Raw genomic sequence first — 25220 nt, 5'->3', positions numbered from 1 at the left:
AGTTAACCGGCCTCTGTTTTGCTCTGCGCTGCAATTACTTCTCTTGCAGGCCGAGTTTCTTCTCCAGATAGTGGATGTTAGTCCCACCTTGCTGGAAGTTTTCGTCGGACATGATTTTCATCTGCAGCTCAATGTTGGTCTTGATGCCATCGATGATCAGTTCCGCCAGCGCATTCTTCATGCGCGAGATTGCCACGTCACGATTTTCACCATAGGTAATCAGCTTACCAATCATGGAATCGTAGTACGGTGGCACGCTGTAACCGGCATAGATATGCGATTCCCAACGCACGCCAAAACCGCCTGGCGCGTGAAAACGGGTGATCTTGCCCGGGCTTGGCAGGAAGGTGTTAGGATCTTCGGCGTTGATACGGCATTCCACCGCATGGCCGCGAATAATCACGTCTTCCTGTTTAATTGACAGCGGCTGACCAGCAGCGATGCGCAACTGCTCTTTGATCAGATCCACGCCGGTGATCATCTCGGTTACCGGATGCTCAACCTGAATACGGGTGTTCATCTCGATGAAGTAGAACTCACCGTTTTCGTACAGGAACTCGAAGGTACCCGCACCGCGATAGCCAATGTCGATACAGGCTTTGGAGCAGCGCTCGCCGATGTAGCGACGCAGTTCCGGCGTGATGCCTGGCGCTGGTGCTTCTTCGACAACTTTCTGGTGACGTCGCTGCATAGAGCAGTCACGTTCGGCCAGATAGATGGCATTACCCTGGCCATCGGCCAGTACCTGAATCTCGATGTGGCGTGGGTTCTCGAGGTATTTCTCCATGTACACCATGTCGTTGTTGAAAGCCGCTTTGGCTTCCGCTTTCGTCATGTTGATGGATTGCTCAAGATCCTTGTCGCTGCGCACGACGCGCATACCGCGACCGCCGCCGCCGCCGGAGGCTTTAATGATCACCGGATAACCGATGCGCTTGGCGAAGGCACGGTTTTTTTCCATGTCGTCGGTCAGCGAGCCGTCAGAGCCTGGTACGGTTGGCACGCCGGCTTTCTTCATGGCGGTGATAGCTGACACTTTGTCGCCCATCAGGCGAATGGTGTCGGCTTTCGGGCCGATGAAGATAAAGCCTGAGCGCTCAACCTGCTCGGCGAAATCGGCGTTCTCAGAGAGGAAGCCGTAACCCGGGTGGATGGCAACCGCGCCGGTAATTTCGGCGGCGGAAATCAGTGCCGGGATGTTCAGATAGCTTTTGACCGAAGGTGGCGGGCCGATGCAGACAGTTTCGTCCGCCAGCAGCACGTGCTTCAGGTCACGGTCCGCGGTGGAGTGCACAGCAACAGTCTTGATACCCAGCTCTTTACAGGCACGCAGAATGCGCAGCGCGATCTCACCACGGTTAGCAATGACAATTTTATCCAGCATGCTTCGCCTCGTTATTCGATGATGACCAGCGGCTCGTCAAATTCAACCGGTTGGCCGCTTTCGACCAGGATTGCCTTCACAACGCCGGATTTGTCGGCTTCGATCTGGTTCATCATTTTCATCGCTTCAACGATGCACAGCGTGTCGCCGGCGTTCACTTTCTGGCCGACTTCAATGAAGGCTTTCGCGTCCGGGCTTGGGGTGCGATAGAAGGTGCCAACCATCGGTGAACGCACGATGTGGCCACTGATTTCTGGTTTAGCGGCTTCTGCTGCAACCGGTGCCGCAGGAGCAACGGCGGTCGCCAGCGCAGGCTGCTGCATCATTGGTGCAGCGTACGCCTGCTGCATCATCGGGTAGCCGGCATTTGCAGGTGAACGGCTGATACGAACGGACTCTTCGCCCTCGGAGATTTCCAGCTCGGAGATGCCAGACTCTTCAACCAGTTCGATCAGTTTCTTAATTTTACGAATATCCATGAGTGTGGTTCCGTACTCTGTTTAATTGGAATGTGACAGGCGTTTTACTGCCGTTTGTAAAGCCCAAGAGTATCCATCAGTGCCAAGTCCACAGATGACGCCGGCAGATACATCGGAAAGATAGGAGTGATGTCGGAACGGCTCGCGTGCATGCACATTTGAGAGATGCACCTCTATAAAAGGAATGCTAACCGCCAACAGGGCATCACGCAGTGCAACGCTGGTATGCGTGAACGCAGCAGGATTGATGATGATGTAATCCACATTGCCGCGGGCTTCGTGAATACGGTCAATCAACTGAAACTCTGCGTTCGATTGCAAATGACTCAATTTCACATGGTGCTGATCGGCCTGTTGCGTCAGATCGCCGACAATTTGTGCCAGCGTGGTGTGACCATATTTATCAGGCTCGCGCGTTCCCAGTAAATTCAGATTGGGACCGTTCAAAAGCAGTATGTGAAATTTGTGCGCCATCTTGCTGCTATCTCCTGCAATCAGTAAGGCATCGCGTAAAATACCGCGACGTCTTGCATTTGTCACCCTTGCGGATGAAAAAGAAGACGTGGCTTGCAATAAAGCCGGGCATTATATCCGTTTCGTCGCCATTCGCAGCAAAATACTGGTCTTATCTGCGAAGTTGATCGGATGTGGCCCGAAGGCCACACGTTTTAACAGATCTCGCGGGAGGAACACAACCTTGCGGGGATTATCTCTGCAGAAGTTTACGCAACTTATTGTAACGGCACGCTAACAGCCCAATCGCCAGTACGGCGTAGATCACGGGCTGCGGTGACAGCACTTTCACTGACCATAAATAGTGAATTGGCGCGAGGATCGCCACAAGATAGATGCCATTGTGCAGCGTTTGCCAGCCACGGCCCAGTTTGCGCTGCATACGCTGGAATGAGGTGATGGCGAGGGCGCAAAGAGTGATCCAGCTGATCATTCCCAGTAACAGATAAGGACGCGAAATGATCTCACTGCCCAGTAAACCGAGATGATCGTAACCTAGCTCCAGCAGGTAGTAGCTGGTGAGATGCAAGCTCGCCCAGGCGAAACACCATACGCCGAGCAGGCGGCGGGTACGAATCAGCAGCGGCTGTTTAAGATAGCGGGTCAGCGGAGTGACCAGCAGCGTGGCTAATAGCAACTTTAGCGCCATTCTGCCGGTAAAATGCTGGATATCTTTCGCCGGATCGGCGCTGAGCCAGCCCTGGCTCGCCGCCATAAAGAGATAGACGAACGGCAGGAAAGCCGCCAGATGCAGCACGACTTTTAGGCCGGTGATGTGGCGTAAAGAGAGGCGCACTCAATAGTTCTCCCGTAAATCCAGGCCACGATACAGTGAAGCCACTTCTTTGGCGTAGCCGTTAAACAGCAGCGTAGGTTGGCGATCCACCTTAAGAATGCCGCCCGCACCGATGAAACGTTCGGTGGCCTGCGACCAACGCGGATGATTCACATGTGGGTTCACGTTGGCGTAGAAGCCGTACTCATTGGCGGCGATCTGGCTCCAGGTGGTTGGCGGGCGATCGTGCGTCAGGGTGATTTTCACAATCGATTTAATGCCTTTAAAGCCGTATTTCCACGGCACCGTCAGGCGAATGGGTGCGCCATTTTGGGGGGGCAGCGCTTTGCCATACACGCCGGTACTCAGCAGCGTCAGCGGATGCATCGCTTCATCAAGGCGCAAACCTTCAACGTAGGGATAATCCAGCCCACCGCCGATAAAGCGATCTTTCTGACCCGGCATTTGGTCTGGCGCGTACAGCGTTTCGAATGCGACATAGCGCGCATTGCTGGTGGGTTCCACCAGCTTCAGTAGCTTGTTCAGTTCAAAACCAACCCATGGAATGACCATCGACCAGGCTTCGACGCAGCGCATGCGATAAATGCGCTGTTCCATCGCAAAACGCTTGAAGATGTCATCCATATCCAGCGTCATTGGTTTGGCGACTTCACCCTCAATGCGCAACTGCCATGGATCGGTTTTCAGCGTTCCGGCGTTGGCAGCAGGATCGGCTTTATCCAGACCAAATTCATAGAAGTTGTTGTAGCCGGAAACCTTATCAAAGGGCGTAAGCGGCAAATCCGCCTGCCATTCGGCCGGTTTAGTAAAATCTAACTCTCTACCTGCAGGCGCGGGCGGGCGGTTATTGCCTTTAAACCAGCTCAGTACATCGGCCTGCGCCGTTCCCGGCAAGCTGGCTGCGGCTGCGCCTAATCCTAACGCTTTCAACACCTGGCGGCGGCGCATATTAAAGACGCTTTCTGGCGTGACGTCGGCTTCTGTCAGCAAGTGCTTCAGGTTCATGACGTGCTCCTGTAAATAGTAAATTAGCGTTAGCATGCGCAACTTCAGCGTCGGGCGCGAACCTGGCGGAAAAAATGTGAAATTTCCTGGCCAAATCCTCCTTTTGAGAATAGGACGAAAAAGCCCACGTCAAAGTCGGGCGATCATCGTTTGACGCTATACTCGCGCCGTAGCGCTTATTAAGTTTTGCAGGGTGCGATTTTGATGTCAGTCTGGCGCTGAATCACACCATGATATGTGCTATTTTGCTCAGGTTTGCGCCAATGCTAAAACTGGCGTCGACGGATTAACACCGTTCATAACCGCAGTGATGCAGGCACAGGGATGCGATTAACAACTAAATTTTCTGCGTTTATTACCTTTTTAAGCTTACTGGCAATGTTATTAATGCTGGTTGGCTGCGTTTTTAGTTTTATCTGGCTGTCGCAGCAGCGGGTGGAAACACGGATGCAAACGCTGGCAACCGAAGTGGATAAAGCGCTTGCTACACAATCGCCGCAGGAGATGACGCAGTGGCTGACGCGCATGATGCCCGTGGTCAACGCCGAACAAATGCAATTGATCAACGGCGATACGGTAGTGTTCAGTTTAGCCCGCCACGAAAATCCAATGTTAGAAGATGAGCCCAATCGCTTTGTTCAGTTCGATTTGCCGCTGACGCACTCGCCAGGGCTTGAGCTGCGCGTAGTGGTGCTCGATCCCGCTAAAACCTGGTTTCGTTCCTTTACGGGGGCTTATACGCTGATCGTGCTGCTCACCGTCGTGGCCATCATGTCTGCGCTGCTGGTGATGACCCATCGCTGGCTTAATCGCCGCTGGCAGAATATGGAACAGTTAGAAGCGCGTGCCGATCGTATTTTGGCGGGTGAACGCATACCGCGCAGCGACAATGCTGCTGAGTGGCCGCCAAAAGCCAGCCGCGCAATCGATACGCTGCTGGGAGATTTACGCGAAGCGGGTGAGCAGCGTTTACGCATCGATACCTTAATTCGTGCCTTTGCCGCACAGGATTCACGCACCGGTCTGAATAATCGCTTGTTCTTCGATAACCAGCTCGCGACGTTGCTGGAGGATCAGGAGGATGTCGGTACGCACGGCGTAGTCATGATGGTGCGTCTACCCGATCTCGACACGCTGCACGAAACGCTCGGTCCGACGCTGGTGGAAGAGTATCTGTTTGACCTGATTAATATGTTATCGACCTTTGTGCTGCGCTATCCGGGTGCTTTGCTGGCGCGTTATTTCCGCAGTGATTTCGCTGTACTGCTACCGCACCGCACCTTAAAAGAAGCCAACAGCATAGCCGATCAGTTGATTAATGCCGTCGATTCGCTGCCGCCAATGCGCATGGTCGATCGCGATGACCTGATTCACATCGGCATCAGCGCGTGGCGCAGCGGACAAAGCGTGTCGCAGGTGATGGAAAATGTCGAGATGGCAACGCGCCGCGCAGCTTTGCAGGGCGGCAATAGCTGGTCGGTTGGCGAAGGTAATACGCTCGATATGGGACGTGGCAGCGTGCGCTGGCGTACATTGCTCGAGAATACCCTGAACCGCGGTGGCCCGCGTTTGTACCAAAAACCGGCGGTGCTGCTGGATGGGAAAGTCCATCATCGTGAAGTGCTGGCGCGGGTGTTCGATGGCGATAAAGAAGTGGTTTCGGCGGAATTCATGCCCTTAGTGTTACAGCTTGGCATGACGGATAGCTGGGATCGCCAGCTTGTTACACGTATCGCCGCGCTGTCTGAAGTGTGGCCAGATGAAACGCTGGCACTACCGGTGAATATTGATTCCCTGCTGCAGCGGCCCTTCCAGCGTTGGCTGCAGAAACTGCTGCTGCAGTGCAGCAAATCGCAAAGAAAACGTTTTTTATTTGAACTTGCTGAGGCTGACGTTTGTCAACACCTCAACCGTTTAGAGCCGGTTTTCCATATATTAACCACATTTGGCTGCCGCATTGCGGTGGATCAGGCGGGTTTGACAGTGGTGAGCAGCGCTTACATCAAGCAATTCCCGATTGAGGTGATCAAGCTTGCGCCGGGTTTAGTGCGAAATATTGAACGACGTACTGAAAATCAGCTGTTTGTGCAGAGTTTGCTGGAAGTATGTAAATCTTCCTCGACGCAGGTTTTTGCCGCGGGCGTGCGCACACGCGCAGAGTGGCAAACGCTGTCGGGATTGGGTGTTTCGGGCGGGCAGGGCGATTTCTTTGCGCCATCGTTGCCGGTCAATAGTAATGTGAAGAAACACTCACAACGTTATCGAATTTAAACCTTCAGCTCGAGAAAAGCAGGCTGAGGTCTGTTTTTAACTTATTTGTGCCGGAGCGCGCGATCCTGGCGGCTGGAAATGTTAGATTTTATGTCGAAATTGCCCCGTTAACGCCGGGTAAATTTAGGTTAAAACGGCGTGTTAACGCCATTTAACAGCGGCGTAAGGCGAGACAATCAGGCCAAAAAATTATTCAGCGTATTTTTTCACCGAAGCAGAACGTTTTTGCGCCTTGTAGCGGCTTCGCGTGGTTGGTAAAGTAGGCGGATTTTATTTTCCGCCCCCAGCTTGCAGGATTATCCCTTAGTATGTTTAAAAAATTTCGTGGCATGTTTTCCAATGACTTGTCCATTGACCTGGGTACCGCGAATACCCTGATTTACGTAAAAGGACAAGGCATCGTGTTGAACGAGCCTTCTGTGGTTGCCATTCGTCAGGATCGTGCCGGCTCCCCAAAGAGCGTAGCGGCTGTCGGTCATGACGCTAAGCAGATGCTTGGCCGTACGCCGGGCAACATCGCTGCTATCCGTCCTATGAAAGATGGCGTTATCGCTGACTTCTTCGTTACTGAAAAAATGCTCCAGCACTTTATCAAACAAGTGCACAGCAACAGCTTTATGCGTCCTAGCCCACGCGTGCTGGTCTGCGTACCAGTGGGTGCGACCCAGGTTGAGCGTCGTGCCATCCGTGAATCTGCGCAGGGCGCAGGCGCACGTGAAGTCTTCCTGATCGAAGAACCTATGGCCGCGGCGATTGGTGCTGGCTTGCCGGTTTCAGAAGCGACCGGTTCAATGGTGGTTGATATCGGTGGTGGTACCACTGAAGTGGCGGTGATCTCGCTGAACGGCGTGGTTTACTCCTCTTCTGTACGTATTGGTGGTGACCGCTTCGATGAAGCTATCATTAATTATGTGCGCCGCAACTACGGTTCACTGATCGGTGAAGCAACGGCTGAACGTATCAAGCATGGCATTGGCTCTGCCTACCCGGGTGACGAAGTGCACGAGATTGAAGTGCGCGGTCGTAATCTGGCTGAGGGTGTTCCGCGTGGCTTTACGCTGAACTCCAATGAGATTCTTGAAGCGCTGCAGGAACCGCTGACCGGCATCGTGAGTGCGGTGATGGTTGCGCTGGAACAGTGCCCGCCGGAACTGGCTTCTGACATCTCCGAGCGCGGTATGGTACTGACCGGTGGTGGCGCCTTGCTGCGTAACCTCGATCGTCTGTTGATGGAAGAGACCGGAATTCCGGTGGTTGTCGCAGAAGATCCGCTGACTTGCGTAGCGCGCGGTGGTGGTAAAGCGTTGGAAATGATCGACATGCATGGCGGCGATTTGTTCAGCGAGGAGTAACTCCTCACCGGCTGAGGCCCTGGTCAAATTGCGCAGGGAATAGCGCCTATACCCAAAGTCATTCAAACGCATCTGAAGTTTGAAGGACGAGGGATATATGCTGACGCTGCTGCTCCTGCGCACCACGGCGAGATGCGTCCAGCCCTGGAGGCGTTGGCGATTTAGGCTAACGCTTCTTCCCTGATGTCGAGGAACACGCAGAATTTATGAAGCCGATTTTTAGCAGGGGACCTTCCCTGCAGTTGCGCCTCTTTCTGGCAGTCATCGTAGCTATCGCGATTATTATCGCTGATAGCCGCGTGAGCTCCTTTTCCCAGATCCGCAACTACCTGGACACGTCGGTCAGTCCATTTTACTTTTTGGCCAACGGCCCAAGACAGCTGCTTGATGGCGTTTCCGAAACGCTGGCATCACGTCAGCAGCTGGAGCTGGAAAATAAAGCACTGCGCCGTGAGCTCTTCCTGAAGAACAGCGACTTGCTGATGCTGGGGCAATATAAGCAGGAAAACGCGCGTCTGCGTGAACTGCTCGGCTCGCCGCTGCGCCAGGATGAGCACAAGATGGTTACTCAGGTTATTTCAACCGGAACCGATCCTTATACCGACCAGGTGGTTATCGATAAAGGCAGCGTAAACGGTGTTTACGAAGGTCAGCCGGTGATAAGCGATAAAGGTGTGGTAGGGCAGGTCGTTGCGGTCGGTCAGGTGACCAGCCGCGTCTTGTTGATTTGCGATGCCTCGCATGCGTTGCCAATTCAGGTTCTGCGTAATGATATTCGTGTGATTGCGGCTGGCAATGGTTGTAGCGAAGATCTGCAGCTTGAGCATCTGCCGGGCAACACGGATATTCGCGTGGGCGATGTGCTGGTGACTTCCGGCCTTGGCGGACGTTTCCCGGAAGGTTATCCGGTCGGCGTGGTGTCCTCGGTTAAAGTCGATACACAGCGTGCTTACACGGTGATTCAGGCGCGTCCGGCTGCAGGTCTGCAGCGTCTGCGCTATTTGCTGTTGTTGTGGGGCGCGGATCGCAATGGCGAAACGCCGATGGCGCCAGATGAAGTACATCGCGTTGCCAATGAACGTCTGATGCAGATGATGCCGCAGGTTCTGCCGCCAGCAGGCGAAATGGGCCCGCCGGCACCGGACATGATGCAACCCGCGCAGCAAATGGGGCCGCCGCAGCCGGCTAACAGCAGTCGTTCGCAAGGGAATTCTGCGAACACACGCGGAGGCCAGCCTTGAGTCGATATCGCAGCCAGGGCCGATGGGTTATCTGGCTGTCCTTTCTGATTGCCCTCATCCTGCAAATCATGCCCTGGCCGGAACAAATCTTTATGTTCCGGCCTTCATGGCTATTGCTGATCCTCATTTACTGGGTGCTGGCGCTACCGCATCGGGTGAATGTCGGCACGGGTTTCTTCCTGGGTGCGATAATGGATCTGGTGGCAGGTTCAACGCTGGGCGTGCGTGCTCTGGCGTTTAGCATCATCGCGTATCTGGTGGCCTTTAAATTTCAGTTATTCCGAAACTTAGCGTTGTGGCAGCAGGCATTAATGGTTATGGTGCTGTCCCTTGCGGTGGATGTGATTGTTTTCTGGGCAGAATTCCTGGTGATCAACGTCTCTTTCCGGCCAGAGATCTTCTGGAGTAGCGTGGTCGACGGCATCCTTTGGCCCTGGCTATTCTTATTGATGAGAAAGATTCGCCGTCAATTCGCTGTTCAGTAAGGAATACTATGATTAGCCTGTACCTCGCGTCTGGTTCACCGCGTCGCCGTGAGCTGTTAACGCAGCTTGGTCTGCAATTTGAACGCCTGATAACCCACGTAGAAGAGCAGCGCCAGCCAGAAGAAGCGGCTGAAGCCTACGTGCGTCGTCTGGCGTCTGATAAGGCGCGCGCGGGAGTCGCGGTAGCACCACAGGATCTGCCGGTTCTCGGTGCCGATACCATTGTGGTACTAAACGGTGAAGTACTGGAAAAACCGTGCGATGCCGCCCACGCCGCCGAGATGCTGAGCAAGCTGTCTGGACAAACTCATCAGGTGATGACCGCCGTGGCACTGGCCGATACGCAGCGCGAGCTGGATTGCCTGGTGACCACCGACGTGACATTCCGCAAGATGTCGGCGCAAGAAATTTCGCACTATATCGCCAGCGGCGAGCCGATGGATAAAGCCGGCGCGTACGGAATTCAGGGCCTTGGCGGCAATTTTGTCCGCAAGATTAATGGAAGCTATCACGCTGTAGTGGGATTGCCGCTGGTTGAGACCGGCGAGCTGCTGAGTCATTTTCAGTCACTGCGCGCGTTAAGGGGACAAGATGACGGCTGAACTGCTGGTAAATGTGACACCTTCGGAAACGCGTGTTGCTTATATTGATGGCGGCATTCTGCAGGAAATCCACATTGAGCGCGAAGCACGACGCGGCATTGTGGGCAATATCTATAAAGGACGCGTCAGTCGCGTCTTGCCGGGCATGCAGGCGGCCTTTGTCGATATCGGCATGGATAAAGCCGCCTTCCTGCACGCCTCTGACATCATGCCGCACACCGAATGCGTGGCGGGTGATGAGAAGAAAAATTTTGTGGTGCGCGACATCGGTGAACTGGTGCGTCCTGGCCAGGATTTGATGGTGCAGGTGGTAAAAGATCCGTTGGGCACCAAAGGCGCGCGCCTTACCACCGACATTACTTTACCTTCGCGCTATCTGGTGTTTATGCCGGGCGCCTCGCACGTTGGCGTGTCACAGCGTATTGAGAGTGAAGCGGAGCGTGAACGCCTGAAAGCGGTGGTTGCAGCTTACTGTGACGATCTCGGTGGTTTTATTATTCGTACCGCCGCAGAAGGTATTGGTTCTGAAGAGCTGGCGCAGGATGCTGCTTTCCTCAAGCGTTTGTGGACCAAAGTCAGCGAACGTAAAAAGCGCAATCAGACGCGCTGCCTGCTGTACGGTGAGCTGGCGTTAGCACAGCGCGTGCTGCGTGATTTCGCTGGCGCGGCGCTGGATCGCATTCGCGTGGACTCGCGCCTGACCTGCGATTTGCTGGTGGAATTCACCAGTGAATATATTCCGGAAATGGCCAGCAAGCTGGAACTGTACAGCGGCAAACAGCCGATTTTTGATCTGTTCGATGTTGAGAACGAAATCCAGCGCTCGCTGGAGCGTAAGGTGGAGCTGAAGTCCGGCGGCTATTTGATCATCGATCAAACCGAAGCGATGACCACGGTAGATATCAACACCGGCGCGTTTGTCGGACACCGCAACCTCGACGAAACTATTTTCAATACTAATATCGAAGCGACGCAAGCTATCGCGCGTCAGCTGCGGCTGCGCAATCTCGGCGGCATTATCATTATCGATTTCATCGACATGAGTAATGATGAACACCGTCGTCGCGTGCTGCATTCGCTGGAAAGCGCGCTGAGCAAAGATCGGGTGAAAACCGGCATTAACGGATTCTCGGCACTGGGTTTGGTGGAAATGACGCGTAAACGTACGCGTGAAAGTATTGAGCATGTGCTGTGTGCCGATTGCCCGGTGTGCAAAGGGCGCGGCACGTTAAAAACGGTTGAAACCGTCTGTTATGAGATCATGCGTGAAATTGTGCGCGTGCATCACGCCTACGATTCCGACCGCTTCCTGGTGTACGTTTCACCTGCAGTGGGCGATGCCCTGAAGGGTGAAGAGTCACATGCGCTGGCGGAAGTGGAGATCTTCGTCGGCAAACAGGTCAAAGTTCATGTTGAGCCGCTCTATACCCAAGAGCAGTTTGACGTCGTCATGATGTGATCGTGAGGTTCAGCTCCGTAAGCCAACGGACAGCAAGGAGAGGTGTGTGAGGCGGTTGCCGAGGATTTTGTTACTGCTGCTCGCCGCAATCATCGTTATTGTGGCGCTGCTGGTCAGCGGGTTGCGCCTCGTGATGCCGCACCTCAACCATTATCGCAGCGATATTCTGCAGACGATCTCGCGCGTCAGCGGCGTCACAGTGGACGCCAGCGAGCTGCAGGGTAAATGGGAGAATTTTGGCCCCACGCTGCAGGTGCGTAACCTTAACGTTTCGATGCAGGAGGATGGTCAACTGACCATCGGCCGCGTCAATCTGGCGCTCAACGTCTGGCAATCGCTGTTGCACTGGCGCTGGCAATTCCGCGATCTCACCTTCTGGCAACTGCGCCTCGAAACCAATCACCCGTTGCTCACCAGCGACGAACAGAAAAACAGCTTCAAACCAGCACAAATCAACGATCTATTTTTGCGTCAGTTCGACCACTTCGATCTGCGTGATAGCAGCATTCGCTTTCTTACGCCGTCCGGCCAACACGCCGAACTGGCGATTCCGCGCCTCACCTGGTTAAACGAAAATACCCGTCACCGCGCCGAAGGTGAAGTGAGCCTCTCCAGCTTTACCGGGCAGCATGGCGTGGTGCAGGTACGGCTCGATCTCAACGATAACAACGGCTTGCTTAGCGATGGTCGCATCTGGATGCAGGCCGATGATGTTGATGTGCGGCCGTGGATTGGCCCATGGCTACGCGATAATACCAGCCTCGAAAGCGCGCGTTTCAGCCTCGCCGCATGGGTGAATTTGCGCGATGGCGACGTCTACGCCGGTGATCTGCTGCTGCGGAAAGGCGGGGCGCGCTGGCGCGGCGAGCAGGGGGATCATCAGCTGCAGGTCGATGGTTTAACTGCACATATGTCGCGTTTCCAGAACGGCTGGAGCCTTACCGTACCGCAAACCCGTTTGAGCACCGACGGCATCGCATGGGCGCCGGGACATTTTTCACTGCTGTGGAAACCGGAAGATAAGCAAATGCTCGGTGCCAACAGTGCGCCGGAAGTACGCGTACGTGCTACGCAACTTGATTTAGAACGTCTGGCGCCGATCCTTCCGCTGTTTGCCCCGCTTTCACCGACCTTGCTGGACAACTGGCGTTCGCTGCAACCGCGTGGCCACATCGACGCGCTGGCGCTGGATATTCCACTGCAGCAGCCAGACCAGACGCGCCTGCAGGCGAAATGGCGCGATCTCGCCTGGCAACAGTGGGAACTGCTGCCGGGCATCAGTAACCTCAGCGGTAGCGCCAGCGGCAGCTTGAACAACGGCTTGCTGGATGTGGCGATGGGCCAGGCCGAAGTGCCGTACGGTGATATGTTCCAGGCGCCGCTGCAGATTAAGCAGATCACCGGTCAGCTTAACTGGCTGCGCGATGCCAATGGCTTGACGCTGGATGGACATCAGCTTGATGTGCAGGCGCGTTCGCTGTGGGCGCACGGTGATTTCCGCTACCAGCAAAATCTTGGCAAGGCGCCGCGCCTTGATATTCTCGCCGGGATTCGCGTCACCGATGCCGGCGATGCCTGGCGCTATTTCCCACAACAGCTGATGGGGCACGATCTCACGCACTATCTAAGTGATGCGATTAAAGGCGGGCAGGTGGATAACGCCACGCTGCTGTTTGCCGGCGATCCCTCGCTGTTCCCGTTCAAGCACAATGACGGCATGTTTGAAGTCTGGGTGCCGCTGCGCAACTCCACCTTCCAGTTCCAGCCCGGCTGGCCGGCATTGGAAAACCTCGACATCAATCTCGACTTCCTCAACAACGGTTTGTGGATGAAGGCGGAGAAGACCAAACTCGGCGAAGTGGATGCACGTAACGTCAGCGCGGTAATTCCGGATTACCTGAAAGAGAAGCTGATCGTTGATGGCGATATCAGCGGTGAAGGCAAACAGATCGCTGACTATTTCGAGCAAACCCCGCTGAAACCGACACTCGGCGCAGCGCTGGAGCAGTTGCAGATAGGCGGCAATGTGCGCGGCTCGCTGAATCTCGACATCCCGCTGGATGGCGAACAGGTGCACGCCAGCGGCAATGTGGTGATGAACAACAACACTCTGCACATCAAGCCTTTAAATACCACGCTCAATAACCTCACCGGCCGGTTCCGTTACAACAACGGTAATCTGGAAAGTGAAGAGATGCAGGCGAACTGGTTCGGTCAGCCGACGGGCGTTAGCTTTAGTACTCAGGAAAATCCAGACGATTTCGGCGTTAACGTTAAGCTGCTGGGGGATTGGCAGCCAGGTAAACTGAAAATGTTGCCGCAAGCGATGGCTCGCCAACTGGGCGGAAGTTTGCCGTGGCAGGGGAATGTCGATATTACGCTGCCGCATAAAGGTGGCGCGAGTTACAAGGTTGAACTGAAAGGCGATGGCAAAACAGTAAGCAGTCACTTACCTGCGCCGCTGGATAAACCAGCCGGTGAAGCGATGCCGATTACCATCAACGCCAACGGTGATTTAAAAGGCTTTACCTTGAGCGGCAGCGTGCGCGACCAGCATCGTTTCAACAGTCGCTGGATTCTGGAGCCACAGCTGCGCGTTGATCGCGGTATTTGGCTGAACGATGCGAAAACGACGCCGAAACTGCCGGAAAAACGTGGCATGGAGCTGAATCTTCCTGCGCTGGATGGTGAAGCCTGGATGGGAATGCTGGCTGGTTCTGGCGGCTCACGCAATGCGCAGGGCGAACCTGAAGTGGGCGGCGCGCTGCTGCCGGGCGATTTCATTATCCGCACGCCAGCGTTGACGCTCGGCGGTCAGCAATGGCATGACGTTAATGCCACCGTTACTCAGGGCCCAAGTGGCAACACGCGTTTGCAGCTGGAGAGCCGTGAAGCACGCGGTAGTTTGCAGACGGCGCAGCATGCCCCCTGGCAGATCGACCTAAGCTATCTTTACTACAATCCTGAATGGGCCGACAAAAACGACGATAAATCCTCGCCGTTTAGCGGTGGCAGCAGCAACATTAATTTCAGCAGCTGGCCCGCATTGCAGCTTAATTGTGATGAGTGCTGGCTGCGTGGGCAGAAGTTTGGCCACATGCAGGCGAAGCTGCAGCCACAGGGAGATACGTTAGCACTTACTAACGGGTCAATCGACTCCGGCAGCTCGAAGCTCAATGTGGCGGGCGAATGGGTAAATAAACCCGGCAATCAGCGCACCTCGTTGAAGGGCAGCCTGAGCGGCGAGAATATCAATGACGCTGCTAACTGGTTCGGCATGAACACGCCGCTGCGCGATGCACCGTTTAAACTCGATTACGACCTGCATTGGCGTTCTGCACCCTGGCAGCCTTCGGAACAGACGCTGAGCGGCACGCTGAAAACCCACTTTGGCAAAGGACAGATCGCCGATGTGAATACCGGTCGCGCCGGGCAGCTGCTGCGTCTGTTTAGCTTCGATGCCTTGCTGCGTAAGCTGCGTTTCGATTTCAGCGATACCTTTAACGACGGCTTCTATTTTGATTCCATCAACGGCACCGCGTGGATTGAAAACGGTGTGATGCGCACCGATAACCTGCTGGTGGATGGTCTGGAAGCGGATATCGCCATGAAGGGCAACATTGATTTAGTGAAGCGTCAGATTGATATGGAAGCGGTAGTCGCACCGGAAATCTCCGCTTCGGTCGGTGTGGCAACCGCCTTCGTCATCAACCCGGTGGTTGGCGCCGCGGTGTTTGCCGCCAGTAAAGTATTGGGGCCGCTGTGGAACAAGATTTCACTGCTGCGTTACCACATCAGCGGGCCGCTGGATAAGCCGGAAATCAACGAAGTACTGCGCAAACCGCGCGAAGACGAGAAGAAGTGAATTTGACGCCGTCGGGTAATTGCCGCAGGCTATGACTATCCGAGCACATAATGAGTGAGAAACGATGACTCTGAATCTGGTAAGTGAGCAGTTGCTAACTGCGAACAGCATTAATCAGCAGGACCTTTATTCCCTGTTAGGGCAGCTTTCAGAACGTCGTCTGGATTATGCCGATCTCTATTTCCAGTCCAGTTTCCACGAATCCTGGGTGCTGGAAGACAAAATTATCAAAGATGGTTCTTACCACATCGATCAGGGCGTTGGCGTACGTGCCGTGAGCGGTGAGAAAACCGGTTTTGCCTATGCTGACCAAATCTCCCTGAATGCACTGCGTCAGTCATCTGAAGCGGCGCGCAGCATCGTGCGTGAGCAAGGCAATGGCAAAGCGCATACGTTGTCGGCGGTACTGAACCGTTCGCTGTATGCGCCAGTGAATCCACTGGATAGCCTGACGCGCGAAGACAAAATCGCCCTGCTACATCGTGTTGATCAAGTGGCGCGCGCTGCCGATCCGCGCGTGCAGGAAGTGAATGCCAGCCTGAGCGGCGTTTACGAACAAGTGCTGGTGGCCGCCACTGATGGCACGCTGGCGGCGGATATCCGTCCACTGGTGCGTCTTTCCATCAGCGTACAGGTGGAAGACCAGGGCAAGCGTGAGCGCGGCTCGAGCGGCGGCGGTGCGCGTACCGGTTATGAATTCTTCCTCGCCGAGGAAAGCGGTGATGTGCGTGCCGATGCCTGGGCGCGTGAAGCGGTACGTATGGCGCTGGTGAATCTGTCTGCCGTTGCGGCGCCAGCCGGTATGTTGCCGGTGGTGTTGGGCGCGGGCTGGCCGGGCGTGCTGCTGCACGAAGCGGTTGGACATGGCCTGGAAGGGGATTTTAACCGTCGCGCGACATCGGTATTCAGCGGCAAAATGGGCCAGCTGGTGGCTTCAGAACTCTGTACCGTGGTTGATGATGGCACTATTGAAGGTCTGCGCGGTTCATTGGCGGTTGATGATGAAGGTGTACCGGGCCAGTACAACATGCTGATTGAAAATGGCGTGCTGAAAGGCTACATGCAGGACAAGTTGAATGCGCGCCTGATGGGCGTTAATCCAACCGGTAACGGTCGCCGTGAGTCCTATGCGCACCTGCCCATGCCGCGTATGACCAACACCTATATGCTGGCGGGTAAATCAACGCCGCAGGATATCATCGAAAGCGTGGAATACGGCATCTATGCGCCGAACTTCGGCGGCGGTCAGGTTGATATCACCTCCGGCAAGTTCGTGTTCTCCACCTCAGAAGCCTATCTGATCGAGAACGGTAAAGTGACCACACCGGTGAAAGGTGCAACGCTGATTGGCTCTGGCATTGAAGCGATGCAGCAGATTTCGATGGTCGGCAACGACCTGGCGCTGGATAAAGGCGTCGGCGTGTGCGGCAAAGAGGGCCAGAGCGTGCCAGTGGGCGTCGGCCAGCCAACGCTGAAACTGGATAAAATCACCGTCGGTGGTACCGCTTAACCCGCTGTAAGGTCGCCATTTCCGGCGACCTTAATCTCTTTTCACCCTTTCCGATGCTGCTGATATTGCTGCGCCACCTGTTTGAAATACTCCGTCAGATAATCAATACACACCTGTACTTTCAGCGGCAGCTTATCCTTCTCGGTATAGAGCGCATAGACCGGGCGCGGCTCCGAGTGGTATTGCGGGAACAGAATATCGATCTCACCGGCGCCGATCTCATCAATCACCCACATCAGCGGCACATAGGCGATGCCACAACCGGCTTTCAGCCAGCGAATCAGCGTTTGTGAATCGTTGGTCACAAAACGGCCCTGCGGCGTAAGACGTGTCACCAATCCTTCCGGTGCCACCAGTTCAAAGGTGTTATCTGGCCGCACGCTATATTCCAGCCAGGAAAAATTGTCGATCTCACCCGGCTTTTCCGGCGTGCCGTGCTGTGCCAGATAGCTTTTGGCCGCACACACCACCATCGGCATTGCCCCCAGACGGCGTGAGAACAGATTCGAATCCTGCAACGCACCTACACGTACCACTAAATCGAGGCCATTGGCGATCAGGTCCGGTGCCGGAATGCCGGTCACCAGATTGACGCTTAAACCCGGATATTCACGTAACATTTCGCTGGTCATCGCCGATAAAACATTCTGCGCCATCGTTGATGAGCAGCCGATGCGAAGAATACCTATCGGCGTGTTATTAAAGGCATACAGCTGCTCGTGCACCTGTGATGCCTCAGCTAACATGCGGCGGCAGCCTTGAAAATAGATTTTCCCGGCTTCAGTCAGTCCAAGGCTGCGCGTGCTGCGGTTGAGCAATTTAACCTGTAGCTCATCTTCCAGTTTGGCGACAATCTGGCTGATAGACGAAACGCTAAGCTGAAGCTGGCGTGCTGCGGCGGTAAATGAGCCCAATTCAACCACTTTGGCGAAAATGGACATGCTTTTAAGTCGATCCATTGTTTACTCTGGCTAAAAAGTGATTTAGCTCACAATATGTAGAAAACGTATAGTCAAGCGCGTTACTATACGCGCGCTGGGTCTCTTCACTGCACCTGAACACGGCTGTGTTAACCCGATGATACGCTATGATTAGCTCAACGCGGCCTGAATGTTGCCATCAGTTTATCCGTCTTCCCCTGAGCATAAACCCAACGTGCCGCTCGGCATGTGGGCAGGTATCGGTGCAATCCGGCAAGGTCGAACTAAGGATCCGAAATGAGTGTGCTTCCGGTATTTGTCGTATTCGGGCTGTCTTTTCCGCCCATCTTCGTAGAACTATTGGTTTCTCTGGCGCTGTTCTGGCTGGTGAAACGCGTGCTAACGCCTAGCGGGATCTACGATCTGGTTTGGCATCCAGCACTGTTTAACACCGCGTTGTATTGCTGTGTGTTTTACCTTGTATCCCGTTTATTCGTCTGAGGTTTTTAAGTGAAAGCGCTAATAAGAAAAATCGCGCGATACGCGATTACGCTCCTGCTGGTTGTCATCGCAATCGTGATCATCTTCCGCGCCTGGGTGTTCTACACCGAATCACCGTGGACGCGTGATGCTAAATTCTCCGCCGATGTCGTGGCGATCTCGCCAGACGTCACCGGCATCATCACTGACGTGCCAGTGCACGATAACCAGCTGGTGAAAAAAGGCGACACGCTGTTTGTGGTCGATCGTCCACGTTACCAAAAAGCGTTGGATGAAGCGCAGGCAGACGTTGAATATTACCAGGCGTTGGTAAGCGAAAAACGTCGTGAAGCCAGCCGCCGCAATCAGTTGGGCACCAGCGCCATGTCGCGTGAAGCGATTGAGCAATCCAATAATGATCTGCAAACCAGCGAACATCAGCTGGCCAAATCGGTTGCGACGCGCGATCTGGCGATAATCGACCTCGATCGTACCACCATCAAAGCGCCATCAGATGGCTGGGTCACTAACCTCAACGTGTATCAGGGCGAATTTATTACGCGTGGTTCAGTGGCGGTCGCGCTGGTACAGCAGCACTCCTTCTATGTGCTGGCCTACATGGAAGAGACCAAGCTGGATGGCGTGCGTCCCGGCTTCCGCGCGCAGATTACGCCGTTGGGTAGCAATGTGGTGCTGCGCGGTACCGTCGACAGTATTGCTGCGGGTGTCACTAACAGCAGCAGCACCAGCGACAGCAAAGGCATGGCGACCATTGACTCGAATCTGGAGTGGGTTCGTCTGGCGCAACGTGTGCCGGTACGCATTCGTCTCGACGATCAGCCAGGTAACCGCTTCCCGGCAGGTACTACCGCGACGGTGGTGATCACCGGCGCGCAGGACCGCGAAACCAAAGTCTCGCCGCTGACGCAGTTGTTCAACCGCCTGCGTGAGTTTGGTTAAGCGAGGGCGATATGATTGAGTTTTTGCGTTTCCCGGTAAAGCTAACCTTCGCGCTGGTTGCGGCGTTGATGATTGGCTTTCACTTCAATCTGGAAACGCCGCGTTGGGCGGTGATGACCGCCGGCATCGTGGCCGGTGGTACCGCTTTTGCTGCAGGGGGCGATCCCTACTCTGGCGCACTGCGCTATCGCGGCATCCTGCGCATCATTGGTACCTTTATTGGCTGTATCGCCGCGCTCACCATCATGATTGCCACGGTGCGCGCGCCGGTGGTCATGTTGCTGATCTGCTGTTTGTGGGCGGGCATGTGCGTCTGGCTCTCTTCGCTAATCAAAGTCGAAAACTCCTACGCACTTGGCCTTGCGGGTTACACCGCGCTGATCATTGTGGTGACGGCGGATGCCAGCGGCGGCTTAACTCTGGCGCCGCAATATGCGGTTGAGCGCTGCAGTGAAATCGTTATCGGTATTCTGTGTGCGATTCTCGCCGACATGCTGTTCTCGCCGCGCTCAATCAAAAAAGTGATTGAGCAGGAAGTCGATGCGCTGCTGGTGGCGCACTACAAGCTGCTGCAAATGTGCGTGGCTCATGCAGATAAAGACGAAGTGGACAAAGCCTGGAGCGCGTTAGTGCGTCGCACTACGGCACTCAACGGCATGCGTAGCCAACTGCTAATGGAGTCGTCACGCTGGAAAAATTCCAGCCGCCGTCTGCAAATGCTGAATACGTTGTCGCTGACGCTGATCACTCAGGCCGCCGAAACCTTTCTGATTCAAAATTCACGTCCGGAATACATTCCACCGCACTACCGCTTGCTGATCGAAAAAGAGGTCAACAACGTCAACGATGTGCATAAACGCATGAAGGTGATGCGTCGCTTAATTGGCGTGAGCAGTAAAACCGTGCCGGTCACGCTGGCGAGTTGGGTGGGTGCGGCAACCGAATATCTGCTGCTCATCAATGGCATAAAAAGCAACAGCCGTATCACCACGCTCGAAGAGAGCATACTGCAACGCGAAGTGGTGATTCAGGCGCGCTCGGCCGAAACGCATCACGCGATGATTAACGGCGTGCGTACCTTTGTCGCCACCGCACTGGGTTCGCTGTTCTGGTTGTATACCGGCTGGACGTCGGGCAGCGGCTGCATGGTGATGCTGGCGGTGATTACCGCGCTCGCGATGCGCATGCCAAATCCGCTGATGGTGGCGAAAGATTTCCTTTACGGCATGACGGTGGCGGTACCGCTCGGTGCGCTCTACTTCATCTTTATTCTGCCCGCTACCCAGCAAAGTATCTTGCTGTTATGCATCGCCATTGGTGCGCTGGGCTTTATCGGTGGCATTTTTGTACAGCGCCGTCAGTTGGGAACGCTGGGCGCGCTGATTGGCACCTTAAACGTGCTGGTACTCGATAACCCGATGAAGTTTGAGTTCAACGTGTTCCTAGATAACGTGCTGGGCCAGGTTATCGGCTGCTTCGTGGCGATGATGGTGATTCTGCTGATTCGCGATAAATCGAAAGACCGTACCGGACGTAAACTGCTCAATCGCTTTATGTATGCTGCTGTGGCCGCTCTTACCACCAATCAGGCGCGTCGGCGTGAAAACCATCTGCCGGCGCTGTATCAGCAACTGTTCTTGCTGCTCAATCTGTTCCCCGGCGATATTAATAAATATCGCATCGCGCTGACGCTGATTATCGGGCATCAACGCCTGCGAAATGCCGAAGTGCCGGTCAATGCAGATTTGTCAGCCTATCACCGCCAGTTGCGCTCTACAGCCGATCGCATCGTTTCTGCGACCAGCGATGACAAGCGGCGTTACTATTTCGAGCGCTTACTGCAAGAGTTAGAGGTTTATCAGGAGAAGCTGCAGCACTATTCAGCGCCGGATAACGTCACCGAGCCGGTGAAACGGCTGGCACTGATGTTGGATAAGTACCAGAACACGTTAATACAAATCTGAAACTGGCCGCTGCAGCATGCAGCGGCCTTTTAGATCCCACGCTGACACAAAAACCTCTGATAATGGCATCTATACTTTCCTGACAGGACGTAAACTGACAGGAGAAAACCGATGTCCACTTCCCTGCAACAACTCGAATTATTCAAAACCGGCTACTTCGCGGATGGCCAATGGCAAAAAGCCAGCGCGACCTTTGATGTCACTAATCCCGCCACCGGCGAGGTATTGGCGCAGGTAGCGAAAGCCGGCACAAAGGAAACTGAACAGGCGATTGCCGCTGCGCAGCGAGCCTTTCCCGCCTGGCGCGATAAAACCGCTAAGGCGCGTGCCGAAATCCTCAATCGCTGGTATCAGCTAATCATCGAAAACAAAAGCTGGCTGGGCCAACTGATGACGGCGGAGCAGGGTAAACCGCTCAAAGAAGCCGAAGGCGAAGTGGAATATGCCGCCAGTTTTATTCAGTGGTTTGCCGAGCAGGCAAAGCGCGTCAATGGAGAAATTATCCCGCCCGCTAAACCTGGCTCGCGCATTCTGGCAACGCGCGAACCGATTGGCGTGGTTGCCGCGATCACGCCGTGGAATTTCCCAATGGCGATGCTGACGCGCAAACTCGGTCCCGCTTTGGCCGCCGGATGTACTGGCATCATTAAACCGGCCAATAACACGCCGTTAAGCGCATTTGCGCTGCTGGCTCTGGCGCAGAAAGCCGGCGTGCCGGATGGCGTGCTCAATGCGGTAGCTGGCGATACGCATGCGATCAGTGATGCGATTATGGCCAGCAAGGCGGTACGTAAAATCTCCTTCACCGGTTCAACCGCCGTGGGTAAAACGCTGATGCGTAACGCTGCGGAAACCATGAAAAAAGTCTCGATGGAGTTAGGCGGGAACGCGCCCTATATCGTGTTTGAAGACGCGGATATCGATGCCGCGGTGCAGGGTGCGATTGCCAATAAGTTCCGTAACGCCGGACAGGTGTGCGTCAGTGTTAATCGCTTCTATGTACACAACGCCGTGTACGATCGTTTCGTCAACCAGCTGGCCGAGGCGGTGGGGAAACTTAAAGTCGGTAACGGCGTAGAAGAGGGCGTCATTGTAGGCCCGCTGATTGAACAGTCCGCGTTGGAAAAGGTGGAAGAGCACGTCAAAGACGCGCTGAGCAAAGGTGGCAAACTGCTGGTCGGCGGGGAGCGTCATCCGCTCGGCGGTAATTTCTGGCAGCCGACGGTTATCGCGGAAGCGCATGAAGCGATGAAGCTAGCGCAGGAAGAGACGTTTGGGCCGGTAGCGGCTTGCTTCCGTTTTGACGATGAAGACGATGTCATTCAGCGCGCCAATAACACTGAATATGGTTTAGCGGCCTATTTCTACACGCAGAATCTTCAACGCGTATTCCGGGTTTCTTCGGCGCTGGAAGCCGGCATGATTGGCATTAACGAATGTGCGGTGTCCACCGAACTGGCGCCGTTCGGCGGCGTGAAAGAGTCCGGACTGGGACGCGAAGGTTCGGTACTGGGCATGGAAGAGTATCTGGAAGTGAAAGCGCTGCACCTCGGCGGACTAAATTAGCCGCTGCGATTAAGAGGGCGTCATGATGAGAACCGAGCGTTTCGATTTCGACGAAATTGTCGATCAAGCCCATTTCTATCGCCAGTTTAGCGATCGTTTTGCACTGGCCGATCTCACCATCAACGATCTTGATGATCTTTGGGATGCGATCGTCGGTGAGCAACTGCCGTTGCCGCTGGAGATTGAGTTTGTAAATCTGGGGAAAGGGCAGAAACGGCGGTATGGCGCACTGATTCTGCTATTTGATGAAGCAGAAGAGGAGCTGGAAGGCCAGCTCCGCTTCAATGTAAAACAGTAGAACTAAAAAGGGCCCCGGCGAGCGGGGCCAAAGGGTTCGTCTTAATTGACGAGGAATTACTTATACAGCTCAGCGGTGACGTGATAGCTGTCGCCGGTTTTAGCTTCAATAACTTTGTAGGCGCTGGCACCTTGCTCATCCGCTTTCTGTGAAAGCTCGGCACGGTAATCCATCGGTGAACCGCCGGTTCCGCTAATTGAAATAGTGCTGCCGGTAGGTTGCAGATTCTGCGCCTGTTGTTCGGTAACCAGTTGTGCTGCAGAAGCACCAAAGGCGAACAGGGAAAGCAGGCTAGCAGTTGCGATGGTTGTTTTGATTTTCATAATTTTCTCCTCGTTTAATCAACAACCTGCGGCAGAAAGGGGTGGGCGGGTCGTCGATCTATTGCCTGGCGCCGTCTGGGCACCGGACGTTCAATTAATGATTATTTATACAGTTCAGCAGTCACGTGGAAGGTATCGCCACGGTTGCTCTCAATGATGCGGTAATGGCTGGCACCTTGAGCATCGGCCTTCTGCGACAGTTCCTGGCGAACGTTGGTCTGGTCGCCATCAACACCGCTTACGCTGATGGTTTGGTTAAGAGATTGCAGCTGTTCAGCTTGTTGATTGGAAACCAGGCTTGCGGCGTTTGCGCCAAAAGAAAGAACAGAAGCCAGGCCCAGTACTGCGATAGCTAATTTGGTTTTCATGATTCACTCTCCTGAAATTTGGGTCGGCAACCTGAGAGGCAAGTGCGTCTCAAACGGGTCGCCGTTCACATTGCGTTGAATCTGTAACTTATTTGTACAGTTCAGCGGTCGCGTGGTAGTTGTCACCGGTATTCGCTTCGATCACTCGGTAAGCTTTTGCACCTTGCTGATCGGCTTTGTCATTTAACTGCTGACGAATATCCATTGGGGAGCCACCCACGCCGCTGACGCTGATGGTGCCTGCGGGTTGCAGATTCGCAGCCTGTTCGGCATTGATAGAATCTGCTGCAAAAGCACCAAATGACAGGGCAGAGAGAACACTTAGCGTTGCGATAGTAGTTTTAACGTTCATGATATTTTTCCTCGTCGTCTATTTTTATCTTTTTCTTTCGTGTGATTTGCATCACGAAACTAAGTATAGATCTAATCACTCACGAAATTAATATCTAGCTAATAATGTTTGGTTGTAATTCTTTATCCTTATGGCACTTTTTTAGAACCGGAAGTTATAAAAAACGCCTGGATCTTAACCAATGACAGCTATTTCAATGTAAAAACAATGATCTACATCAAATTATCTTTTAGTGCGAAAGATCATGGTTGATCTCGCTGGCTGATACGCTGCGGGTAGGTAATGACACTTAGGACCATATGTAAAGCAGCGTAAAATAGCGCATTAGGCTAAGCAGGCGCAAAGGTCGTACCAATATTCATGGAGGAAAAGAACCGCTGGGTATATGGATAACTTATTATTTACAAAGGAATTTGTAACAGCATGGTTACGGATGATGCGGGTGAGGAGAAATAACCGGCAGAGATTCTGCCGGCATGCAGCAGGTTTTTATAGCTCTTGTTCGAATAAAACCAGTACAGCATCGTGCAGCTGTTTCACCGAGAAGGTGCGCGCAGGAGTAATAAAGATGGTGTCATCACCAGCGATGGTACCGAGGATACCTTCGGCTTTGCCGAGCGAATCCAGCAGGCGTGCAATCAGCTGCGCCGCGCCGGGGCTGGTGTGAATTACCACCAGGGCATCGTTATAGTCGATATCCAGTACCAGATTTTTCAGCGGGCTGGTGGTGGTGGGGACGCCGAGCTCGGCGGGCAGGCAGTAAACCATCTCCATCTTGGCATTGCGCGTGCGCACCGCGCCAAACTTGGTCAGCATACGAGAAACTTTGGACTGATTGATGTTCTCGAAGCCGTCTTCCTGCAGCGCCTGCACAATTTCGCCCTGGGAGCTGAATTTCTCTTCCTTCAATAAGGCTTTAAACGCCTTAATCAAGTCGTCTTGTTTTGATGGGTTTCGCATAAGCTACCAATAAAAGAGGGTTGCAGCAGGCAACAGGCCTACGGCAGATAAATTATTATGCATTTAG

Annotated in this window: 23 protein-coding genes; 13 read left to right on the top strand and 10 right to left on the bottom strand. The window is 54.2% G+C overall.

All coding sequences use genetic code 11. The features are described from left to right. Positions 1–34: 34 nt before the first annotated feature. The 5 genes from accC to msrP form a co-directional block, all read right to left on the bottom strand. A complete protein-coding gene (gene accC / locus WH298_RS07550; protein WP_007891966.1) occupies positions 35–1384 on the bottom strand; it encodes an acetyl-CoA carboxylase biotin carboxylase subunit in 1350 nt (449 codons plus the stop codon). A gap of 11 nt (positions 1385–1395) precedes the next feature. After that, a complete protein-coding gene (accB, locus tag WH298_RS07545) occupies positions 1396–1863 on the bottom strand; it encodes an acetyl-CoA carboxylase biotin carboxyl carrier protein (protein ID WP_007891968.1) in 468 nt (155 codons plus the stop codon). A 21-nt stretch (positions 1864–1884) separates the two neighbouring features. Further along, on the bottom strand, positions 1885–2337 hold the full coding sequence (aroQ, locus tag WH298_RS07540) for a type II 3-dehydroquinate dehydratase (RefSeq protein WP_180822587.1): 453 nt from the start codon (positions 2335–2337) through the stop codon (positions 1885–1887). 232 nt (positions 2338–2569) lie between these two features. After that, positions 2570–3172, bottom strand: coding sequence for a protein-methionine-sulfoxide reductase heme-binding subunit MsrQ (gene msrQ, locus WH298_RS07535; RefSeq protein ID WP_180822586.1), 603 nt, complete (start codon positions 3170–3172; stop codon positions 2570–2572). Next, entirely contained in the window at positions 3173–4177 is a 1005-nt protein-coding gene (msrP, locus tag WH298_RS07530; RefSeq protein WP_007891974.1) for a protein-methionine-sulfoxide reductase catalytic subunit MsrP, read from the bottom strand. 324 nt (positions 4178–4501) lie between these two features. Here msrP and csrD point away from each other — a divergent pair, with 324 nt between their 5' ends. The 8 genes from csrD (at position 4502) to tldD (ending at position 16962) form a co-directional block, all read left to right on the top strand. Further along, positions 4502–6448 carry an RNase E specificity factor CsrD gene (gene csrD / locus WH298_RS07525; protein ID WP_180822585.1) on the top strand — a complete coding sequence of 649 codons (1947 nt, stop codon included), beginning with the start codon at positions 4502–4504 and terminating at the stop codon, positions 6446–6448. Positions 6449–6756: 308 nt separating this feature from the next. Continuing rightward, positions 6757–7800 (top strand): rod shape-determining protein MreB, encoded by a 1044-nt coding sequence (mreB, locus tag WH298_RS07520; RefSeq protein WP_007891976.1) that lies wholly within the window; start codon positions 6757–6759, stop codon positions 7798–7800. 206 nt (positions 7801–8006) lie between these two features. Then, a complete protein-coding gene (gene mreC / locus WH298_RS07515) occupies positions 8007–9041 on the top strand; it encodes a rod shape-determining protein MreC (protein ID WP_007891977.1) in 1035 nt (344 codons plus the stop codon). Beyond that, positions 9038–9526: a rod shape-determining protein MreD gene (gene mreD, locus WH298_RS07510; protein WP_007891978.1), complete on the top strand. Its 489-nt coding sequence runs from the start codon at positions 9038–9040 to the stop codon at positions 9524–9526. The genes mreC and mreD overlap by 4 nt, the downstream gene beginning before the upstream one ends. A gap of 8 nt (positions 9527–9534) precedes the next feature. After that, positions 9535–10128, top strand: a complete 594-nt coding sequence (locus tag WH298_RS07505) for a Maf family protein (protein ID WP_007891979.1) — start codon at positions 9535–9537, stop codon at positions 10126–10128. After that, a complete protein-coding gene (gene rng / locus WH298_RS07500; protein WP_007891980.1) occupies positions 10118–11587 on the top strand; it encodes a ribonuclease G in 1470 nt (489 codons plus the stop codon). Before WH298_RS07505 ends, rng begins: the two co-directional genes overlap by 11 nt. 46 nt (positions 11588–11633) lie before the next feature. Then, a complete protein-coding gene (gene yhdP, locus WH298_RS07495; protein WP_180822584.1) occupies positions 11634–15452 on the top strand; it encodes an AsmA2 domain-containing protein YhdP in 3819 nt (1272 codons plus the stop codon). A 64-nt stretch (positions 15453–15516) separates the two neighbouring features. Then, the gene (gene tldD, locus WH298_RS07490; protein WP_180822583.1) at positions 15517–16962 is read left to right on the top strand and encodes a metalloprotease TldD; all 1446 of its coding nucleotides are present in this window, start codon (positions 15517–15519) and stop codon (positions 16960–16962) included. Between the two features lie 41 nt (positions 16963–17003). Here the strand turns inward: tldD and aaeR are convergent, their stop codons facing one another. Next, positions 17004–17921: an HTH-type transcriptional activator AaeR gene (gene aaeR / locus WH298_RS07485; protein WP_036621938.1), complete on the bottom strand. Its 918-nt coding sequence runs from the start codon at positions 17919–17921 to the stop codon at positions 17004–17006. A gap of 258 nt (positions 17922–18179) precedes the next feature. Between aaeR and aaeX the strand changes: the two genes are divergently transcribed. The 5 genes from aaeX to WH298_RS07460 all read left to right on the top strand — a co-directional run bounded on the left by aaeX (position 18180) and on the right by WH298_RS07460 (position 23150). Then, the gene (aaeX, locus tag WH298_RS07480) at positions 18180–18383 is read left to right on the top strand and encodes a p-hydroxybenzoic acid efflux pump operon protein AaeX (RefSeq protein WP_007891984.1); all 204 of its coding nucleotides are present in this window, start codon (positions 18180–18182) and stop codon (positions 18381–18383) included. Between the two features lie 9 nt (positions 18384–18392). Continuing rightward, positions 18393–19322, top strand: coding sequence for a p-hydroxybenzoic acid efflux pump subunit AaeA (gene aaeA, locus WH298_RS07475; RefSeq protein ID WP_180822582.1), 930 nt, complete (start codon positions 18393–18395; stop codon positions 19320–19322). 11 nt (positions 19323–19333) lie between these two features. Continuing rightward, positions 19334–21286: a p-hydroxybenzoic acid efflux pump subunit AaeB gene (gene aaeB / locus WH298_RS07470; RefSeq protein WP_180822581.1), complete on the top strand. Its 1953-nt coding sequence runs from the start codon at positions 19334–19336 to the stop codon at positions 21284–21286. Positions 21287–21397: 111 nt separating this feature from the next. Further along, positions 21398–22852, top strand: a complete 1455-nt coding sequence (locus WH298_RS07465) for an NAD-dependent succinate-semialdehyde dehydrogenase (protein WP_180822580.1) — start codon at positions 21398–21400, stop codon at positions 22850–22852. 25 nt (positions 22853–22877) lie between these two features. Further along, positions 22878–23150 carry a barstar family protein gene (locus WH298_RS07460; RefSeq protein WP_180823705.1) on the top strand — a complete coding sequence of 91 codons (273 nt, stop codon included), beginning with the start codon at positions 22878–22880 and terminating at the stop codon, positions 23148–23150. 56 nt (positions 23151–23206) lie between these two features. On the opposite strand, the gene yhcN (WH298_RS07455) is transcribed toward WH298_RS07460, so the two are convergent. The 4 genes from yhcN (WH298_RS07455) to argR all read right to left on the bottom strand — a co-directional run bounded on the left by yhcN (WH298_RS07455) (position 23207) and on the right by argR (position 25153). Further along, the gene (gene yhcN / locus WH298_RS07455) at positions 23207–23473 is read right to left on the bottom strand and encodes a peroxide/acid stress response protein YhcN (RefSeq protein WP_049851236.1); all 267 of its coding nucleotides are present in this window, start codon (positions 23471–23473) and stop codon (positions 23207–23209) included. Between the two features lie 101 nt (positions 23474–23574). Further along, positions 23575–23841 carry a YdgH/BhsA/McbA-like domain containing protein gene (locus WH298_RS07450; RefSeq protein WP_101762850.1) on the bottom strand — a complete coding sequence of 89 codons (267 nt, stop codon included), beginning with the start codon at positions 23839–23841 and terminating at the stop codon, positions 23575–23577. 88 nt (positions 23842–23929) lie between these two features. Next, positions 23930–24193 carry a peroxide/acid stress response protein YhcN gene (gene yhcN, locus WH298_RS07445; RefSeq protein WP_007891991.1) on the bottom strand — a complete coding sequence of 88 codons (264 nt, stop codon included), beginning with the start codon at positions 24191–24193 and terminating at the stop codon, positions 23930–23932. A gap of 489 nt (positions 24194–24682) precedes the next feature. Beyond that, positions 24683–25153, bottom strand: coding sequence for a transcriptional regulator ArgR (gene argR, locus WH298_RS07440; RefSeq protein ID WP_007891992.1), 471 nt, complete (start codon positions 25151–25153; stop codon positions 24683–24685). Positions 25154–25220 lie beyond the last annotated feature (67 nt).

It is taken from the genome of Pantoea nemavictus, assembly GCF_037479095.1.
Lineage (GTDB): Bacteria > Pseudomonadota > Gammaproteobacteria > Enterobacterales > Enterobacteriaceae > Pantoea > Pantoea nemavictus.
The sequence above is the reverse complement of the archived record's forward strand: the minus strand, read 5'-3'. Positions and strand labels throughout refer to the sequence as shown.

Coding starts and splice junctions, on each gene's coding strand:
- accC (WP_007891966.1), bottom strand. CDS start 1,384: ATGCTGGATAAAATTGTCATTGCTAACCGTGGTGAGATCGCGCTGCGC.
- yhcN (WP_049851236.1), bottom strand. CDS start 23,473: ATGAAAATCAAAACAACCATCGCAACTGCTAGCCTGCTTTCCCTGTTC.
- tldD (WP_180822583.1), top strand. CDS start 15,517: ATGACTCTGAATCTGGTAAGTGAGCAGTTGCTAACTGCGAACAGCATT.
- mreC (WP_007891977.1), top strand. CDS start 8,007: ATGAAGCCGATTTTTAGCAGGGGACCTTCCCTGCAGTTGCGCCTCTTT.
- msrP (WP_007891974.1), bottom strand. CDS start 4,177: ATGAACCTGAAGCACTTGCTGACAGAAGCCGACGTCACGCCAGAAAGC.
- WH298_RS07450 (WP_101762850.1), bottom strand. CDS start 23,841: ATGAAAACCAAATTAGCTATCGCAGTACTGGGCCTGGCTTCTGTTCTT.
- aaeX (WP_007891984.1), top strand. CDS start 18,180: ATGAGTGTGCTTCCGGTATTTGTCGTATTCGGGCTGTCTTTTCCGCCC.
- WH298_RS07465 (WP_180822580.1), top strand. CDS start 21,398: ATGTCCACTTCCCTGCAACAACTCGAATTATTCAAAACCGGCTACTTC.
- aaeR (WP_036621938.1), bottom strand. CDS start 17,921: ATGGATCGACTTAAAAGCATGTCCATTTTCGCCAAAGTGGTTGAATTG.
- accB (WP_007891968.1), bottom strand. CDS start 1,863: ATGGATATTCGTAAAATTAAGAAACTGATCGAACTGGTTGAAGAGTCT.
- aaeB (WP_180822581.1), top strand. CDS start 19,334: ATGATTGAGTTTTTGCGTTTCCCGGTAAAGCTAACCTTCGCGCTGGTT.
- yhcN (WP_007891991.1), bottom strand. CDS start 24,193: ATGAACGTTAAAACTACTATCGCAACGCTAAGTGTTCTCTCTGCCCTG.
- rng (WP_007891980.1), top strand. CDS start 10,118: ATGACGGCTGAACTGCTGGTAAATGTGACACCTTCGGAAACGCGTGTT.
- argR (WP_007891992.1), bottom strand. CDS start 25,153: ATGCGAAACCCATCAAAACAAGACGACTTGATTAAGGCGTTTAAAGCC.
- mreB (WP_007891976.1), top strand. CDS start 6,757: ATGTTTAAAAAATTTCGTGGCATGTTTTCCAATGACTTGTCCATTGAC.
- csrD (WP_180822585.1), top strand. CDS start 4,502: ATGCGATTAACAACTAAATTTTCTGCGTTTATTACCTTTTTAAGCTTA.
- WH298_RS07505 (WP_007891979.1), top strand. CDS start 9,535: ATGATTAGCCTGTACCTCGCGTCTGGTTCACCGCGTCGCCGTGAGCTG.
- aroQ (WP_180822587.1), bottom strand. CDS start 2,337: ATGGCGCACAAATTTCACATACTGCTTTTGAACGGTCCCAATCTGAAT.
- WH298_RS07460 (WP_180823705.1), top strand. CDS start 22,878: ATGAGAACCGAGCGTTTCGATTTCGACGAAATTGTCGATCAAGCCCAT.